This is a genomic window from Mesorhizobium sp. WSM4813 (assembly GCF_055811555.1).
The window spans coordinates 99,071-113,804 of record NZ_JBVVQU010000006.1 but is presented as its reverse complement, the minus strand read 5'-3'; the positions used below and the strand labels follow the sequence as shown (position 1 = coordinate 113,804).

The following is a 14,734-nucleotide window of genomic DNA, read 5'->3' as shown; positions in this document are numbered from 1 at the left end:
TCTTCGAGCCGTGACGCGATACGGCGCTGCGTTGCGGAAAAGCAGGAAAAGCTCCCGGATGAGTGCGTTGCCTTATTTTCTCGGCGATAAGGTCGAGTCCGGCTGCCGGACGATGCCCGGCGCGCAAATACGGAAGCTAGTTGTCCCCTGTTGCTCTTCCACGATTCACTAGCAGCTTTGCCCCTGGCAGCGGGTTTGCTACCCCGCCTTGCGTCGCTGCGGCGTGTCAGGGGCTGTCCAGAGCGCTCCCCCGCATCGATGCAATGGTGAAAAATATATCCAACATGTCTTCGACGAGAAGGCCGCGTTGTCGGCAAGGAATGCCTCCAAGTAGGGCACCTCGAAATGTCGCCCGAACGGCGGTTCACACACAGCATAATTGCTGCATCCAGGCTGAAACCAAAGACAATGACAATTGGGAAACGCGCATCCTGGGCGATGCGGCTGCGACTTTGGTCATGCGGCGGCAGCTTATGCGCCTGGCCGAAGTCGAGACCGACATATTGATCATTGGCGAAACTGGTACCGGCAAGGAGGTCGCAGCGCGCGCGGTGCATGATTTCAGCGCGCGAGGCCAAAGTCGGTTCGTCGCGGTGAATTGCGGGGCAATCCCGGAGACCATGCTCGAATCCGAGCTTTTTGGGCATGAACCAGGATCGTTCACAGGTGCGAAGGAGCGACGGATCGGCAAGATAGAGCACGCAAACGGGGGCACCCTGTTTCTGGATGAAATCGAGTCGATGCCGCTTAGCGCCCAGGTTAGGCTGTTGCGGGTGCTGCAAGAGCGGACACTTGAAAGGCTCGGGTCTAACAAGGAAGTTGCGCTCGACATACGCGTCGTCTCTGCGGCCAAGCAGGATTTAGGTGATCTGGCCCGTCGAGGGTTATTTCGAGAAGATCTCGTGTATCGCCTCGACGTTGCGCGCGTCGAACTACCACCGCTGCGGGAGCGCAAGAGCGACATTTCTCTACTGTTCATCTATTTTCTGGGTCATGCAGAGCGGCGTCTTGGGCGGACGGGGCTACAGGCCAGCCCCGCCGAGCTAACACAACTCGAAGCCCGTCCTTGGCCGGGTAACATCCGACAGTTGCGCAATGCGGCCGAACGCTATGCCTTGGGCATCTACGACTCCCCACAAATTGCTGACGCACACGCCGCCGGACCAGCCGTTGACACGCTCGAATGGCAGATCAACCTTCACGAGCGGGCGATCATCCTAGAACGGCTGTCACGCAATGACGGCAAGATAGGCGCAACTGCAGAAACACTCGGCATCTCACGCAAGACACTCTACCTCAAGATGAAGAAGCTCGGGATTTCCAATATGGACCCTGACTGAAGTTCAATGACCTGACGTTCCTCTGCGTGCAGTGACTGCGTCGCGCCCAATCGGATGTTACGATTTCTTCCCATCCCTTTCTGCCGGCGTTACTTGTGTTGCCCAAGACAGCGCCGCTCGACTAGTGCACTTCTTTGAAAAATCTCAGCATTTTCCTATTGGCATGAACGTTGCTCTTGTCACTCACAGTCGTCTGCCAAGGGCGGCAGTGGAGGGAAAAAAATGATCAAGTCATTCACGGTGGCAGTGCTGTTCGCACTGGCCGCCACGTCAAGTGCGTATTCTCAGGAGACCAGCAAGGTCACCGTCGTCACATCGTTCTCGAAAGACGTTACCGACCCTTTCAAGTCGGCGTTCGAGTCTGCCAACCCCGGTCTCGTCCTCAACATTCAAAACAAGAGCACCAGCTCCAGTGTGAAGTTCCTCGCCGAGACGAGCTCGAACAACCAGGTCGACCTGTTCTGGGCGTCCGCGCCCGACGCATTTGACAACCTCAAGAGCCGCGGCCTGCTGGTAAAACTCCCGTCGTCCGTAACCGGCCTGCCCGACAAAGTCGGTCCCTACAACGTCAATGATCCCGACGGGTTCTATTTTGGCTTTGCCGCCTCGGGCTATGGCATCATGTGGAACGAGCGTTATCTCGATGCCAATGGGCTCTCACGACCAGCCGAATGGGATGACCTCACAAAGGCGGAGTATTACGATCATATCGCGATCGCCGCTCCGTCACGCTCAGGAACTACGCATCTGACGATTGAGACGATCCTTCAGGGCAAAGCTTGGGATAAAGGCTGGGCTACGCTCAAGGCCATAGGCGGCAATCTGCAACAGGTAACAGAGCGTTCGTTCGGCGTGCCGGACGCAGTCAATTCAGGGCAGACCGGGATCGGAATAGTCATCGATTTCTTTGCCTTCTCTGCTCAGGGCAGCGGATTCCCCGTCGGCTTCGCCTATCCTTCGGTAACGACCGTGGTGCCGGCCAATGTCGGTATTGTCACCAACGCGCCAAATCCAAAGGGGGCTGCCAAATTCGTGGACTTCTTATTGTCGGACGAGGGCCAGACGATCCTCCTCGAGCCGTCGATCAGACGTCTTCCAATCAACCCTGCCATCTATGCCAAGGCTCCCAAAGGCTTTCCCAACCCCTTCACCGATGCCCGCTTCCAGTCGATGGTCGCGTTCGACGCGAAAATTTCCAGTGCCCGAAGGGACGTCGTCGACGCACTCTTTGATCAACTGATCTCCTTTCAGCTCGACAATCTCAAGAGCGCAACCGCTGCCATCCATGCCGCAGAAAAGGCGCTTCAGGGCAATGATAACGCCAGCGCAAACGCCAAGGTGGTCGAGGCAAGAGGTCTTGTGGCCACGATGCCGATCACGGTCGAACAGGCTGCAAGTTCAGAGATCAGAGATGCTTTTACCGGCGGCGATCAAAAGACCGCCCGTCAGGCCGAGCTTGAGCAGCAATGGGCAGCTTTTGCTCAAAAAAACTACGCCGCCGCTAAGGTCAGGGCCGAGGAAGCAATAGCACTCTTGAACTAGGGACGATGGAAATACCCCTACGCGTGCCAGCGCACCAACTCATGGTGCCGCCAGTACGCGTAGCCGCGCGATGCGTGGATCGCCTGGCTGATATCCAGCCTATTCCACGCGTTTTCTGCAAAATTCTGGAGCGGACCTATGACCCACATGACCGCCGGGCGGGCGGCAAAGATTCGGCTCTCTGCGGGACAGTTCGTCACGGCTGGCCTGATCGCCACTTTCCTTGGCCTGTTCCTGATAGTGCCGTCGGCAACAGTCATCTACGTCGCCTTCACGGAGAAGGGAACGGGCGCGCTGACGCTGATCAATTTCGTCGACTTTGCCCGCACGGACTTGTTTGTTCGATCGTTCAGGAACTCCGTCTACGTCTCGGTTATGTCAGTCTTATGGGGCACCGTCTTCGCATTGCCGCTGGCGCTGCTGACTACACGATTCGACTTTCGCGGCGCCATTCTCGTGCAGACACTCGGTTTCCTTCCTTTGATAATGCCGCCCTTCGTCGGTGCGGTCGCCATGCAACTGCTGTTCGGCCGCAACGGTACGATTAATCTTCTTCTAAATGACGCGTACGGCTTCAAGGTCCCGTTTATGGACGGTCTTAACGGCGTCATATTCGTGCAATCGCTCCACTACTTTCCTTTCATCCTGATCAATCTCTCAGGAAGCCTCAGGAACATCGATCAGTCGATGGAGGAGGCGGCGCAGAATCTCGGCTCATCAGGCTTCAGGCTGCTGCGCAGGATTGTCCTGCCTTTGGCAATGCCAGGCTATCTCGCCGGGGCATCGCTGGTCTTCGTCAAGGTATTCGATGACCTGGCCACGCCACTGCTCCTTAACGTCAAGGACATGCTGGCGCCGCAGGCCTACCTGCGCGTCACTTCGCTCGGTATATCGGACCCGATGGGCTATGTGATTTCGGTGATCCTAATCGCGGTGTCCATCTTCGCCATGTGGGCCTCGGCGGCAGTGATGCGTGGCAAGGACTATTCCACAGTACAGCGAGGCGGCGGCGGCCTCGCACGCCGCAAGCTGGGGACCGGGGAGAGCATCATCGCCTATGGCGTTGTTTTGCTGATCTTGTTCCTGGTGCTGTCGCCGCATATCGGCCTGTTCCTACTTTCTGTGGCAACGGTGTGGTCGTTCAGTCCTTTGCCGGATGGCTTCACGACAGCTCATTACAGTAGGGTCGTGGTCGAGAGCTCGGTCTACATCAAAAACACACTGATCTATGCATCGCTGGCCGGGCTAATCGACGTCGTCTTGGGTAGCGCGATCGCGTATTTGGTGCTGCGAACGAAGCTCGTCGGGCGGCACTGGCTCGACTGGGCCGCAACCGCAGCACTGGCGGTCCCGGGAGTGGTGCTTGGCATTGGCTATCTGCGCACCTTTTATGGCGTAAGCCTGCCAGACGGAACCCCACTGGCCACGCTCTGGGTGATGGTGGTGCTGGCGCTCGCAATCCGGCGCCTGCCTTACGCACTGCGGGCATGCCATGCAGCGCTCATGCAAATTTCCACCTCACTCGAGGAAGCTGCGGAAAACCTTGGCGCAACAAAGGTGCGGACGGTTCGGCGCATCGTCCTGCCCCTGATGATGGGCGGTCTTGTCGCTGGCTTCGTGACAAGCTTTGCGACTGCTGCTGTCGAGCTATCAGCAACCTTGATGCTGATACAGAGCAACGCGGATGCGCCAATAGCTTACGGTCTATACGTCTTTATGCAGTCGCCCGCAGGCCGCGGCCCCGGCGCGGCACTTGGCATCATCGCCGTCATCATGATCGCGCTTTGTACTTTTGTTTCTCACTACGTTCTCCAACGCTCGCACCGGGTCCGGAACGAAGTACGGGGATCGCAGCATTGAAAGGTTTTCAGCAATGAACAGGATGGTTGTCCAGCCAGGTGAGCGCAGCCTCTCGAAGGATATCCAAATCAAGCAGATCCATCTTTATTATGGTGATTTCCACGCCCTCAAAAACATTAATCTCGACATCCGAGCCGGCGAGTTTTTTGCATTTTTGGGCCCGTCCGGATGTGGAAAGACCACCCTGCTGCGCTTGCTCGCCGGTTTCAATACAGCCCGGGCCGGCAGCGTTCACGTCGATGGCGTGGAAATACTCAGCCTGCCACCGTGGAAGCGAGATATAGGCATGGTTTTCCAATCCTATGCACTTTGGCCGCACCTGACGGTCTGGAAAAATGTGGCGTTCGGCCTTGAGGAACGCCGCTTTCCGGCCGACGAAATCAAGCGGCGCGTAAAATCCTCTCTCGACCTTGTTGGGCTCACGCATCTGGCAGATCGCCGTCCATCACAGCTTTCAGGCGGCCAGCAACAACGCGTAGCCGTAGCGCGCACCATCGCCATCGAGCCCAAGATACTGCTCCTCGATGAGCCACTTTCGAACCTGGACGCCAAAATGCGCGTCCAAGTGCGCAGAGAGTTGCGCGAACTCCAACAGCGGTTGGGTCTCACCACGGTATTCGTCACGCATGACCAGGAGGAGGCAAACACGATTTGTGACCGGATAGCTGTCTTCAAAGAAGGCGAGATCCAGCAAGTGGGTACGCCGATGGAACTCTATGACAATCCACGAAATCTATTCGTTGCGGGCTTTCTCGGAGCGGCAAACATTCTGACTGGGAAGGTCATTCAAAATGGGAGCCAGTACGCTTTTTCCGTGGCGGGTGAGGCGCCTATCGCCATCCCACCCTGGGTCCTGGCACCAGAAGACGCAAAGCTGGTCTTCCGACCGCAAAACGCCTCATTCGGAATATCCGACGCCAGCGATATGGTCTTGCCGGGAACAATCATCCACCGAGAGTTTCTAGGGTCCAGCGTGCGGTATAGCGTTAAGGTCGGTGTCAATGAAGTTCTTGTCGAGATGCCTTTCCGAAATGGCACGATCCTGAAGGAAGTTGGGACAACCACAAAGGTCGCACTTTCAAAGCACGCAATGCTCTGGCTGAGTCAGTGACCGCCTGGCGATGAAAAGTCCGGGGAACCACACTTTCTATTCCGCGGCCATCTCATCTCCCCGGGGGACCTCCGGCGACGCGCACAAAACAGCGCTTCTGTCCGAAAGGAATAACGCAGAGGTGGCTGCAGGGCTTCGAATCCATGCAGGGGTCCAAAACGTTTTTGGCACATCCTCAGGCGCAAAGGGTCCATCAGTAGCAGAAGCAGTTCGCGTCGGCGGGTCCTCGGCACTCGGGGGCGGTGGGCGTCCGCAGCGCGAAGAAGCGGTGCGGCTGCAAGCTTTGGCCGGCCGCGTGGTCAAAGCTGCGTAAGATGGGTTGTCGTACTGGCATTCCCACGACTGAACTTTGTGCTTTTTCTTATCGTGATCCTGAAGCCCTGCTCACCTATGAGCTATTCCAGTCCAGTCCGATATCAAGGATCGGCGCGCTGTGCGTCAGCCAGCCGACAGAAATGAGGTCGACGCCGGTGGCAGCAATGGCGGGTGCCGTCGCCTGTGTCACGCGACCAGAAGCCTCGGTGATCGCGCGGCCGTCTACCATCGACACCGCCTGGGCAAGTTCCTCGACGGACATGTTGTCCAGAAGCACCGCGTCGACACCGGCTGCAAGGGCAATTTCGAGCTGGTTGAGCGTGTCGACCTCAACCTCGATCTTGACCAAGTGGCCGGCGCTGGCATGTGCCCGGTCTATTGCCGTGCGGATGTCGCCGGTGATCGCGATATGATTGTCCTTGATAAGCACGGCGTCGTCGAGACCGAAGCGGTGATTGCAGCCACCGCCGGCGCACACCGCATATTTCTCCAGCGCGCGCAGGCCCGGCGTCGTCTTGCGCGTGCACGCGATCTGCGCCTTGTTGCCGCGCACGGCCTCGACGACTGACGACGTTGCCGTGGCGATGCCGCTCATGTGGCACAGGAAGTTGAGCGCCGTCCGCTCCGCCGTAAGCAGGGTGCGAGCGGAACCGTGTACCGTTGCGATAACCTCTCCGGCGGCAGTGCTGCTGCCGTCCGGGTAAGCCATGTCGACTTCGATCGCCGGGTCGATGAGACGGAAGGCGAGGGCGGCGACATCGAGGCCCGCTATCACGCCAGGCTGTCGAGCCGCGAGTACCATCGTCGCGGTGGCGCCTGCGGGGACGATCGCATTGGTTGTGAGATCGCCGGCTCGTCCGAGATCCTCTAGTAATGCGGCGCGCACGAGCGGCTCGAACATGATCTGCGGTATGACTGCCAAAGCCATGTCAGGCTCTCCTTGCGAGCGGCGCCGCCATATCGGCGAAGCTGGATGTCGTCTTGAAGGCCTCGTCCAGCGTCAGCCGCGACGAGCGGGGCTGCGCGCTGTGCCGAGGGAAATCGGAACGAAAGTGCGCGCCGCGGCTTTCCTCGCGACGAAGGGCTGCGACCGCGATCATCAGCGCGACCATAGCGGGATCGGATCCAAGGTCGCCACCGGCGGCGAGAGGCAGTAAGGTCGCCGCGGCGTTGCGCAGGCTCTCGCCGTCGCGCACGATGCCGAGGGACCGAGAGACGATCGGACGGATTAGCGATGCGTCTGCCCGGGACGGCACGATCGCGGGGAATGGCCGCCATTGTTTGTCCGATGACGAAGCGGCGACGCTCCGGGCCACCCAGGCCGCGCACACCACGGCTTCGATGAGCGAATTGCTGGCGAGTCGGTTGGCGCCGTGCAATCCGGTGCAGGCTATCTCGCCGCATGCCCACAGGCCCGGCACCGAGCTGCGCCCTTCTGCGTCCACGGCCACGCCACCCATGTGATAATGGGCCGCGGGGCGCACCGGGACGGGCTCCACAGCCGGGTCTATTCCCGCCTGGCGACACAGCAAGGCAATCGCCGGAAAACGCTCCGCGAATCTCGGCCCGAGGCTTTGCCGTCCGTCGAGGAACACGCGGCGCCCGGCCTCGAGCTGATGCCACACGCCCCGCGCTACGACGTCGCGCGGCGCGAGCTCGCCGCCCGCTGTGTCGGCGAGGAAGCGCCGGCCATGATCGTCAATGAGAACTGCGCCTTCGCCGCGCACGGCTTCGCTGACCAGCGGCATCGGGCGCTGCGGGCCGTCGAGGGCGGTCGGATGGAACTGCACGAATTCCAGGTCGGCAAGTTGCGCGCCAGCACGTGCTGCAAGCGCCAGCCCTTGTCCAAACGAGCCCATCGGGTTCGTAGTGTCGTGAAACAGACCGCCGATACCTCCGGTGGCGAGCACCACACGGCTGGTAGACAACGCGGCCGTGCCCGCGCTTCCGACCGCAACCACACCAAAGATGGTGCCGTTCTCAACGAGCAGGCGCCGAACTTCCATACCTTCCAGGACGGTGATCGAAGGTGCCCGTCGCACCGCATCTCCCAACGCCCGAACTATCTCGCGGCCGGTCGCGTCGCCGGCAGCGTGGACGATTCGCCGACGCGAATGTGCGGCCTCCAGCCCTAACCGTAGCGTCTCGTCGGGTGCACGGTCGAAGTGCACCCCCAGGCGCTCGAGATTTGCGATCGCTTGGGGGGCAGCTTCGACGACGCGCCTGACAACTGCTTCGTCGCAAAGCCCGTCGCCGGCCGACACCGTATCCACAAAATGCAGGTCGGGGCTGTCGTCGGCGGCCAGGCTGGCTGCAAGGCCGCCCTGGGCCAGCGGGCTCGACGCCTCTTCGCCCAATGGCGCCTTGGAAAGGAGGATGACCGGTTTGGGAACGAGATGAAGCGCTGTCATCAGGCCGGCGATGCCGCCGCCGACGATCACCGGGCGGTCGCGGAGATCGTGGACGTCGGAGCTCATACTGCGAGCATCCGCTCCACTGCCTGTCGAGCTCGGTCCGCAACCTGCGGATTGATGGTCACGAGGTGGCGGTTTTCTTCGAGCGAGGCACGGATGTTGGCGAGTGTGATGCGCTTCATGTGGGGGCACAGGTTGCAGGGGCGGACGAACTCCACCTCGGGATGCTCGACCGCGACATTGTCGCTCATCGAGCACTCGGTCATCAGCACGACGTGCGCCGGCTTATGGCGACCGACATAGTCGGACATCGCCGCTGTCGAGCCGGCGAAATCCGCTTCGGCGATGACATCCGGCGGGCATTCGGGATGAGCGAGCACGGTGATGTCCGGGTGGGTCTCGCGCAGCTCGCGGATGTCGGCGGGCGTGAAGCGCTCATGCACCTCGCAGTGCCCCTTCCAGGCGATGATCTCCACCGAAGTCTGCATGGCGATGTTCTTCGCCAGATATTCGTCTGGCAGCATGATCACCCGTGACGTGCCCAGGGATTCCACCACAGCCAGCGCATTGCCCGACGTACAGCAGATGTCGGACTCGGCCTTCACCGCGGCGGCCGTGTTGACATAGGTGACGATCGGGACGCCCGGATAATGCTGCCGCATCAGACGCACGTCTGCGGCGGTGATGGAGTCGGCCAGCGAACAGCCGGCGCCGAGGTCCGGGATGAGCACCGTCTTATCCGGGTTGAGGAGCTTGGCCGTCTCGGCCATGAAATGCACGCCGGCGAGCACGATGATGTCGGCGTCGACCGTCATTGCTTTGCGCGCGAGCGCCAAGCTGTCGCCGACGATGTCGGCCACACCGTGGAAGATCTCGGGCGTCTGGTAGTTGTGCGCGAGAATGACGGCGTTGCGCTCATGCTTCAGCGCGAGGATGGCGTCGATGTCGTCCGAGAAGGCCAGCCATTCGATCGGCGGGATTACGCGTCGTACACGTTCATAGAGGGACGCGGCAGGCGACGATGAGCCGGGCATCAGCATTCCAATTTATGCTCTTCATGAGTATAATCGGCATATGCTTACCCTGAGCATAATGGTTGTCAAGCCCGCGCCAGCGGCAATTTTGTTCCTGCGGCTGCCCGTTCGTCGAGAACGGCGTGCCGGAAACGGAACAGCTTCGCCGGCCGGCCAACGGTGTCGGCTGTCGTCTCTCCCGTCTCCTCAACCAGCTCCTGCTGCTCAATCAGGCGGCGGAAGTTCTGCTTGTGGACGAGCCTGCCGGCCAGCGCCTCCACCGCGCGCTGCAACTGGAGCAGCGTGAAGACCGGCGGCATCAGTTCGAAAACGACCGGCCTGTATTTGATCTTGGAGCGCAGCCGCGCGATTCCCGTGGCCAGGATGCGGCGATGATCGGCAATCATGGCGCCGCAGGTCGACGCGCCGGACGCGGCGCGTCCACGCGTGGCCTCTTCCACCAGACCGGCCTCATACAGCAGCTCGTAACGCTGCAAGCAGAACTCCTCGTTCCAGGGATGATCGTCAAAGCCGAAGGCGATTGCTGCTCGCCGACGCCTCTCGCGGCGCGCTGCAGCTTCAGGGACGTTCTCCGCCCACGCGACAAGGCGCGGCTGCAGAATATCGGTCGCGATGGACGAGATGCCGGAACGACGGTCTTCCCATGGGAAGAAGTCGTACCAGCTGCGCCATGCCCGTTTGGGCGAGCCTGCAGCATGGTCCATGCGGGTCAAAGCCAGATAGCTGATCGAAATTACCCGCTCCTGGCGTTCATCGCCGATCCGGTCGCGGTCGGCGAATGTGTAGAGCTGCTCGATATAGCCGAGCAGGTGGCCGGTCTGGTGCTCCACCCATGTCCTCAGCCCGAACTGTAAGGAACGGTGACCGAGCTCGAACGGACCTGAGGGCAGGGCATTTGCCTCGCCGATGGTGAGAACGCAGGGCTCCTGGTCGGCCAAGGCCACGACCACCGCAATGAGGTCCACACTCGCTTCGTGGGCCTTGGCCGCCTTGTCTTTCCTTGTCCCTGTCGCCTGGCCCTGCATGTTTCCCAAAAAAGGTTCGGTTCGTGCTTCGCTGGCGCCGGATGGATCGGCGCCGGCTCGAAGGTGGACTGCGCCCGACTGCCCGTCAACGCTGCACCGCGCTGCGACCAGTTTGGCTCTTCGCACCTGCATTAACGCACCTTATCCTTGTGCGGGCCGCGCTGGAGAAGCGGACCGCTTTCATCGTCACACTGTTCATTCACCCGAAGCGGTTCAACAGCGCCACCGACCTCGCGGCCTGTCCGCACGGTGGGCGCCGCTCTGTCCAGCGCTCCGCCGTCGAGCGCAGCCGGGTTCTCAAGATCGACGTGAAGAATGCGGACCCCGCGGAAGCGGTCGGCACAGGGGATGGCGGGCCAGGCATGTCAGCAGTTCAAGATGGCGAGGCGGCATGACCATCACATCAGGTCTTCAGCAACCCAGTCAAATTTCTTCAGGCCGATGCTTGGTGGCTTTCGCTTAAGAAGCCCCTGTTCAGTTGCGGCCGTCTGGAAGGCAGCGATCGCAGCGTGTTGGCTGCAGTGTCCGGCCAGGCACTCCTCAACCATTCGGATTGCTTCAAGTCGGGACGGCTTGCCCATGACTGGCCATGGTTGCTGAAGCGCTGTCTTTGCGTCGGCTATCGACGCGACCACTACCGGTTTGTGATTCAGGTAGATTGTAATCGGAATAAACGCCGTCATTTCTATCGCTCGCCAGGATTGAAGGTGGCTAAACGCGAAGGCACGGCAGTGGTTGCATGAAAGCGCATCATCGTGAATTCAGAGTTCCGCTGCCCGATGCCGTCGAGGCTGAACTGAGCATCTCCAACCGCAAAGTCCGTCTGCCGCGCCTGCTTCGCGACTGTGCGCTGTGGCATAGACTGGCGCCATGGCTAGCGCAGCAGCGCCGGAAAACCGGCTAACCCGGACCTGCAGACTCGACGGATACCGAACGTCCTCGCCCGAGTGACCGCGGCCCTTCCGGCTTCCTTGAGCACAAGCGCGAACCAATTTTCGGGAATATTCCAGCCACCCGAGGCATGAACAACCAGACCGCGCGCGCCCTGCGCTGCGATCTGAGATCACGCCGGCCTTCGCGCTGGTGCACCATTTCACCACTTCGTCCGCGGCGATTTGGTCGGCGTTGACCGGCTTGCGGTGTCGTGATTCATCCACCTTTTGATTCTGGAGGAATGGACGATGATGGGATCGCGGGTGGCGCGCCGGCGCAGTTGTTCTCACGATTTCTGTCTCGACGATAATGTTCCCAATGACCACCTCCTTCGAAGGATCGACCGGTTCTATCGGAGCCTCCAAAGGTCGCCATTCCCGTCCTGCGCACGCAAGTTGCGAGATCACGCAAACCGTTTTTCGCTGGGTTTGGAAGAAGGGATATTCCCGCGAACCAAATGGTCCCCCGTTGCAAAAGCGAGTAAGCGGAGAAAGAAGTATCCGCCTGCGACTGGAAGGTAAGCGGCGAGAGACATGGCGTGCGGTTGGCGTACGGGACGGCCGAGCGCACCAACATCAAGGTTTGGAGAAGGCCAACTGTCGGTCTAGCTTTGCAGACCGGGCCGGATGCAGTTTCATCGAGGATTGCGATGATCGTTCATTTAGTAGACGGCACATACGAACTGTTTCGCCACTTCTATGGCCAACGCCGGTTCAACAACGGCCAAGACAAGCCTTTTGGCGCCGTCGTTGGTGTGCTGAACACAGTGCTGGAGATGATCGAGAATGGCGCCACACACATTGGGGTGGCTACCGATCATGTAATCGAATCGTTCAGAAATCAGCTCTGGCCCGGCTACAAGACCGGGGATGGCATCGAGCCGGCATTGCTCGCCCAGTTCCACCCCCTCGAGGTCGCCCTGGCGGCGATGGGAGTGGCGGTCTGGCCGATGATCGAGCTGGAAGCCGACGACGCGCTGGCATCTGCGGCACACAGCGCGGCTGCCAATGAGGGCGTGCAGAAGGTGTGCATCTGGACGCCGGACAAGGATCTCGCGCAGTGTGTGCGCGGCGACCATGTGGTCCAGGTAGACCGCAGGACCCAGAAAATTCGCGATGCCGCCGGCGTACGCGAGAAGTTCGGAGTTGAGCCGGCCCTGATTCCAGATTTCCTCGCGCTCGTGGGTGATGCCGCCGATGGCTACCCGGGTCTCGAAGGCATCGGCCTGGTCTCGGCCGCCCGGCTGCTTGGCCGCTACGGCCCTCTTGAAAGCTTTCCGCCTGAAGCCCTCGGCAAGCGTAGAGAGCTCGCGCTTTTGTTCAAAAATCTGGCGACGCTGCGCACCGACTTTTCGATAACGTCGAAGAGCTGCGCTGGCACGGCCCGACCAAAGAGTTCGAGACGTGCATGATCCAGCTAAATGACACCCGGCTCCTCGCACGTGCGCTCAAGGCTCGCCGTAACTGAACTTCGGAGGCGAGGTCTGGAAGCGGCCTTTGGAAGGCCCAAGCGCCGATTCCCCAATCGCACACGCTGTGCAGACCACGCGTCGTTATGCGCTCATAAACGGATCCTCGCGATCCAGAATCGGCAACCGGGTTGACCGGCATCCGCGCCGAGCCGCAGACGCAAGCCAATTTTCCGGCTTCCGCGCTCCACGCTGTTTCAAGACGTTCAAATTTGAGCTTCCGCATTCATGCTCTGTCGAGCGTATCTCTTAGAGTCGCTTAAACCTTATGCGCCGTAAGTTTTTGCCGTGCTGAAACGCCGTCAGCGACGATGACGACGAAATAGGAGAACGCAAATGCCTCGCAATCACGTTGAACGACTTGAAGAGTTCAGGGAAATCCTGGTCGCGACTCGACGCGAAGGAGTCCGTAACGTGCACCACACTCGGGATGCTATGCGGGCAAGTGGCTTTCAGATCGGGGACAGCGACGGCTCCAGCTACGGAGCCGAGCTGAAGGTGCTCCAAGAGGAAATCGAAGCAGTCGATCGCGCCATCGAAGATGAGAAGCGGTTGGCCATGGCGCCCGAGAGCGCGGCTCAATCCCGCCGACCGATTAAGCCCAGGATCGTGAAGGGAACATAGAGTCAGGTACGGCCCTTGGCACCCGTCGCAACCAACGGCGCGACTACTCAGATGGAGTCCTATTGGGGCCGATATGAAGTTCACCCAAGTGCCTGAAGGTCGTTAAATCCGGTTTCCGCGGTTCACAGCCAACCCGACTGTTCAACTCGCACTTTTGAGGCCGGCCACGAGGGTGTCGACAAAATCAGCAGGTTCGCTTTCGACATCGATGGGGCCAGTCCGATGAACCGGTCTTCGAGTGAAATGAGACGATGCCATGCACCGCGGAAAACAGCGTGCGCACGAACACCAGGAGGTGCGGCGTGTTAGCGTCGGAAGCAGCATGGCGAGCGGCTCGACCAGATGCTGGATGAGACCGCATGTTCGGCCAGGTGCCATTCGGACACCGGCACGCCCGGCGCTATGTAGTGTTCGAACGCGCATTCCATTCATGCGATTGTCGCGCGCAATGCGCAGATACTCCTTAGCAACCGCCTCCAGCCTTGCCCTCGGCTCGCCGGTCGCCTCTTGCCGCAAGGCCGCTCCGAGCCTGGCGAGCGTTGCCGAATTGACGTGCAGGATGAGCTTGTCCAGGTCGGCGGAGGCGGTCTAGAGCTCGCCCAGCACGCAGCCGGCATCGGCCGTGATGTCACGTGCACGCAAGCCGACGAGACCCGAGCCGGATATGCGGCTGCGCCGCCTTGATCAGCCTGCCCTTCCGATCCTTGCGCCCGGCGTCCCGTTTTGTCGTCATTAAACCTTCGCTAACGAAACCTCCGAACACCGCGGGGCCAGCGCAAGGTGGCCGCGGCAACACCACCCAGCTGTCGTCGCTCAAAGATGCAGAGGAGACGCTTTTGCGCCTGCGCAGTAGGCAAAAGCAGATCGACGTCACCGCCGCCGCTATGGCCGAGATGGAACAAGTCGGGTGACCCCGCCGCTGTTAGCGAACTCGCCGCCGCCGGATGCGGCACGCCGCTGAAGAGCAGTGCCGACGCTGTGCTCGATCCTGGCCAGCAGGATTGGCAAACCAGCCTGATTGTATCCGGCCTGAAACAGCCCGCCACCGACCCAACCTAACCCTGAAAC

General features: G+C 60.5%; 14 protein-coding genes. 9 read left to right on the top strand and 5 right to left on the bottom strand.

Annotated elements, in window-relative coordinates:
* The first annotated feature begins 263 nt into the window (after positions 1-263).
* The 4 genes from AC0L25_RS05200 (at position 264) to AC0L25_RS05185 (ending at position 5,853) form a co-directional block, all read left to right on the top strand.
* A complete protein-coding gene (locus AC0L25_RS05200) occupies positions 264-1,340 on the top strand; it encodes a sigma 54-interacting transcriptional regulator (RefSeq protein ID WP_473594495.1) in 1,077 nt (358 codons plus the stop codon).
* A 222-nt stretch (positions 1,341-1,562) separates the two neighbouring features.
* Entirely contained in the window at positions 1,563-2,882 is a 1,320-nt protein-coding gene (locus AC0L25_RS05195; protein ID WP_473594494.1) for an ABC transporter substrate-binding protein, read from the top strand.
* A gap of 147 nt (positions 2,883-3,029) precedes the next feature.
* Positions 3,030-4,742, top strand: a complete 1,713-nt coding sequence (locus AC0L25_RS05190; protein WP_473594546.1) for an ABC transporter permease — start codon at positions 3,030-3,032, stop codon at positions 4,740-4,742.
* 13 nt (positions 4,743-4,755) lie between these two features.
* On the top strand, positions 4,756-5,853 hold the full coding sequence (locus AC0L25_RS05185) for an ABC transporter ATP-binding protein (protein WP_473594493.1): 1,098 nt from the start codon (positions 4,756-4,758) through the stop codon (positions 5,851-5,853).
* A 388-nt stretch (positions 5,854-6,241) separates the two neighbouring features.
* Here AC0L25_RS05185 and nadC read toward each other — a convergent pair whose 3' ends face one another.
* The 4 genes from nadC to AC0L25_RS05165 all read right to left on the bottom strand — a co-directional run bounded on the left by nadC (position 6,242) and on the right by AC0L25_RS05165 (position 10,641).
* Positions 6,242-7,096: a carboxylating nicotinate-nucleotide diphosphorylase gene (gene nadC / locus AC0L25_RS05180; RefSeq protein ID WP_473594492.1), complete on the bottom strand. Its 855-nt coding sequence runs from the start codon at positions 7,094-7,096 to the stop codon at positions 6,242-6,244.
* A 1-nt stretch (position 7,097) separates the two neighbouring features.
* The gene (locus AC0L25_RS05175; protein ID WP_473594491.1) at positions 7,098-8,645 is read right to left on the bottom strand and encodes an L-aspartate oxidase; all 1,548 of its coding nucleotides are present in this window, start codon (positions 8,643-8,645) and stop codon (positions 7,098-7,100) included.
* Positions 8,642-9,616, bottom strand: a complete 975-nt coding sequence (gene nadA / locus AC0L25_RS05170) for a quinolinate synthase NadA (protein WP_473594545.1) — start codon at positions 9,614-9,616, stop codon at positions 8,642-8,644. The genes AC0L25_RS05175 and nadA overlap by 4 nt, the downstream gene beginning before the upstream one ends.
* Before the next feature lie 65 nt (positions 9,617-9,681).
* The gene (locus AC0L25_RS05165) at positions 9,682-10,641 is read right to left on the bottom strand and encodes an NUDIX hydrolase (RefSeq protein ID WP_473594544.1); all 960 of its coding nucleotides are present in this window, start codon (positions 10,639-10,641) and stop codon (positions 9,682-9,684) included.
* A 23-nt stretch (positions 10,642-10,664) separates the two neighbouring features.
* Between AC0L25_RS05165 and AC0L25_RS05160 the strand changes: the two genes are divergently transcribed.
* Complete coding sequence (locus tag AC0L25_RS05160) at positions 10,665-11,036, top strand: hypothetical protein (protein WP_473594490.1); 372 nt, start codon at positions 10,665-10,667, stop codon at positions 11,034-11,036.
* A 3-nt stretch (positions 11,037-11,039) separates the two neighbouring features.
* Here the strand turns inward: AC0L25_RS05160 and AC0L25_RS05155 are convergent, their stop codons facing one another.
* Positions 11,040-11,324, bottom strand: coding sequence for a DUF982 domain-containing protein (locus tag AC0L25_RS05155; RefSeq protein ID WP_473594489.1), 285 nt, complete (start codon positions 11,322-11,324; stop codon positions 11,040-11,042).
* 56 nt (positions 11,325-11,380) lie between these two features.
* On the opposite strand from AC0L25_RS05155, the gene AC0L25_RS05150 reads away from it, so the two are divergent.
* From AC0L25_RS05150 to AC0L25_RS05135, 4 genes are all read left to right on the top strand, one after another.
* A complete protein-coding gene (locus AC0L25_RS05150; protein ID WP_473594488.1) occupies positions 11,381-11,545 on the top strand; it encodes a hypothetical protein in 165 nt (54 codons plus the stop codon).
* Positions 11,546-12,112: 567 nt separating this feature from the next.
* The gene (locus AC0L25_RS05145) at positions 12,113-12,985 is read left to right on the top strand and encodes a 5'-3' exonuclease (protein ID WP_473594487.1); all 873 of its coding nucleotides are present in this window, start codon (positions 12,113-12,115) and stop codon (positions 12,983-12,985) included.
* Positions 12,986-13,378: 393 nt separating this feature from the next.
* On the top strand, positions 13,379-13,666 hold the full coding sequence (locus tag AC0L25_RS05140; RefSeq protein ID WP_473594486.1) for a hypothetical protein: 288 nt from the start codon (positions 13,379-13,381) through the stop codon (positions 13,664-13,666).
* A gap of 680 nt (positions 13,667-14,346) precedes the next feature.
* Complete coding sequence (locus AC0L25_RS05135; protein WP_473594485.1) at positions 14,347-14,577, top strand: hypothetical protein; 231 nt, start codon at positions 14,347-14,349, stop codon at positions 14,575-14,577.
* The last annotated feature ends 157 nt before the right edge of the window (positions 14,578-14,734 follow it).

Coding starts and splice junctions, on each gene's coding strand:
- AC0L25_RS05200 (WP_473594495.1), top strand. CDS start 264: ATGGTGAAAAATATATCCAACATGTCTTCGACGAGAAGGCCGCGTTGT.
- AC0L25_RS05195 (WP_473594494.1), top strand. CDS start 1,563: ATGATCAAGTCATTCACGGTGGCAGTGCTGTTCGCACTGGCCGCCACG.
- AC0L25_RS05140 (WP_473594486.1), top strand. CDS start 13,379: ATGCCTCGCAATCACGTTGAACGACTTGAAGAGTTCAGGGAAATCCTG.
- AC0L25_RS05165 (WP_473594544.1), bottom strand. CDS start 10,641: ATGCAGGGCCAGGCGACAGGGACAAGGAAAGACAAGGCGGCCAAGGCC.
- nadC (WP_473594492.1), bottom strand. CDS start 7,096: ATGGCTTTGGCAGTCATACCGCAGATCATGTTCGAGCCGCTCGTGCGC.
- nadA (WP_473594545.1), bottom strand. CDS start 9,616: ATGCCCGGCTCATCGTCGCCTGCCGCGTCCCTCTATGAACGTGTACGA.
- AC0L25_RS05155 (WP_473594489.1), bottom strand. CDS start 11,324: ATGACGGCGTTTATTCCGATTACAATCTACCTGAATCACAAACCGGTA.
- AC0L25_RS05190 (WP_473594546.1), top strand. CDS start 3,030: ATGACCGCCGGGCGGGCGGCAAAGATTCGGCTCTCTGCGGGACAGTTC.
- AC0L25_RS05185 (WP_473594493.1), top strand. CDS start 4,756: ATGAACAGGATGGTTGTCCAGCCAGGTGAGCGCAGCCTCTCGAAGGAT.
- AC0L25_RS05175 (WP_473594491.1), bottom strand. CDS start 8,645: ATGAGCTCCGACGTCCACGATCTCCGCGACCGCCCGGTGATCGTCGGC.
- AC0L25_RS05150 (WP_473594488.1), top strand. CDS start 11,381: ATGAAAGCGCATCATCGTGAATTCAGAGTTCCGCTGCCCGATGCCGTC.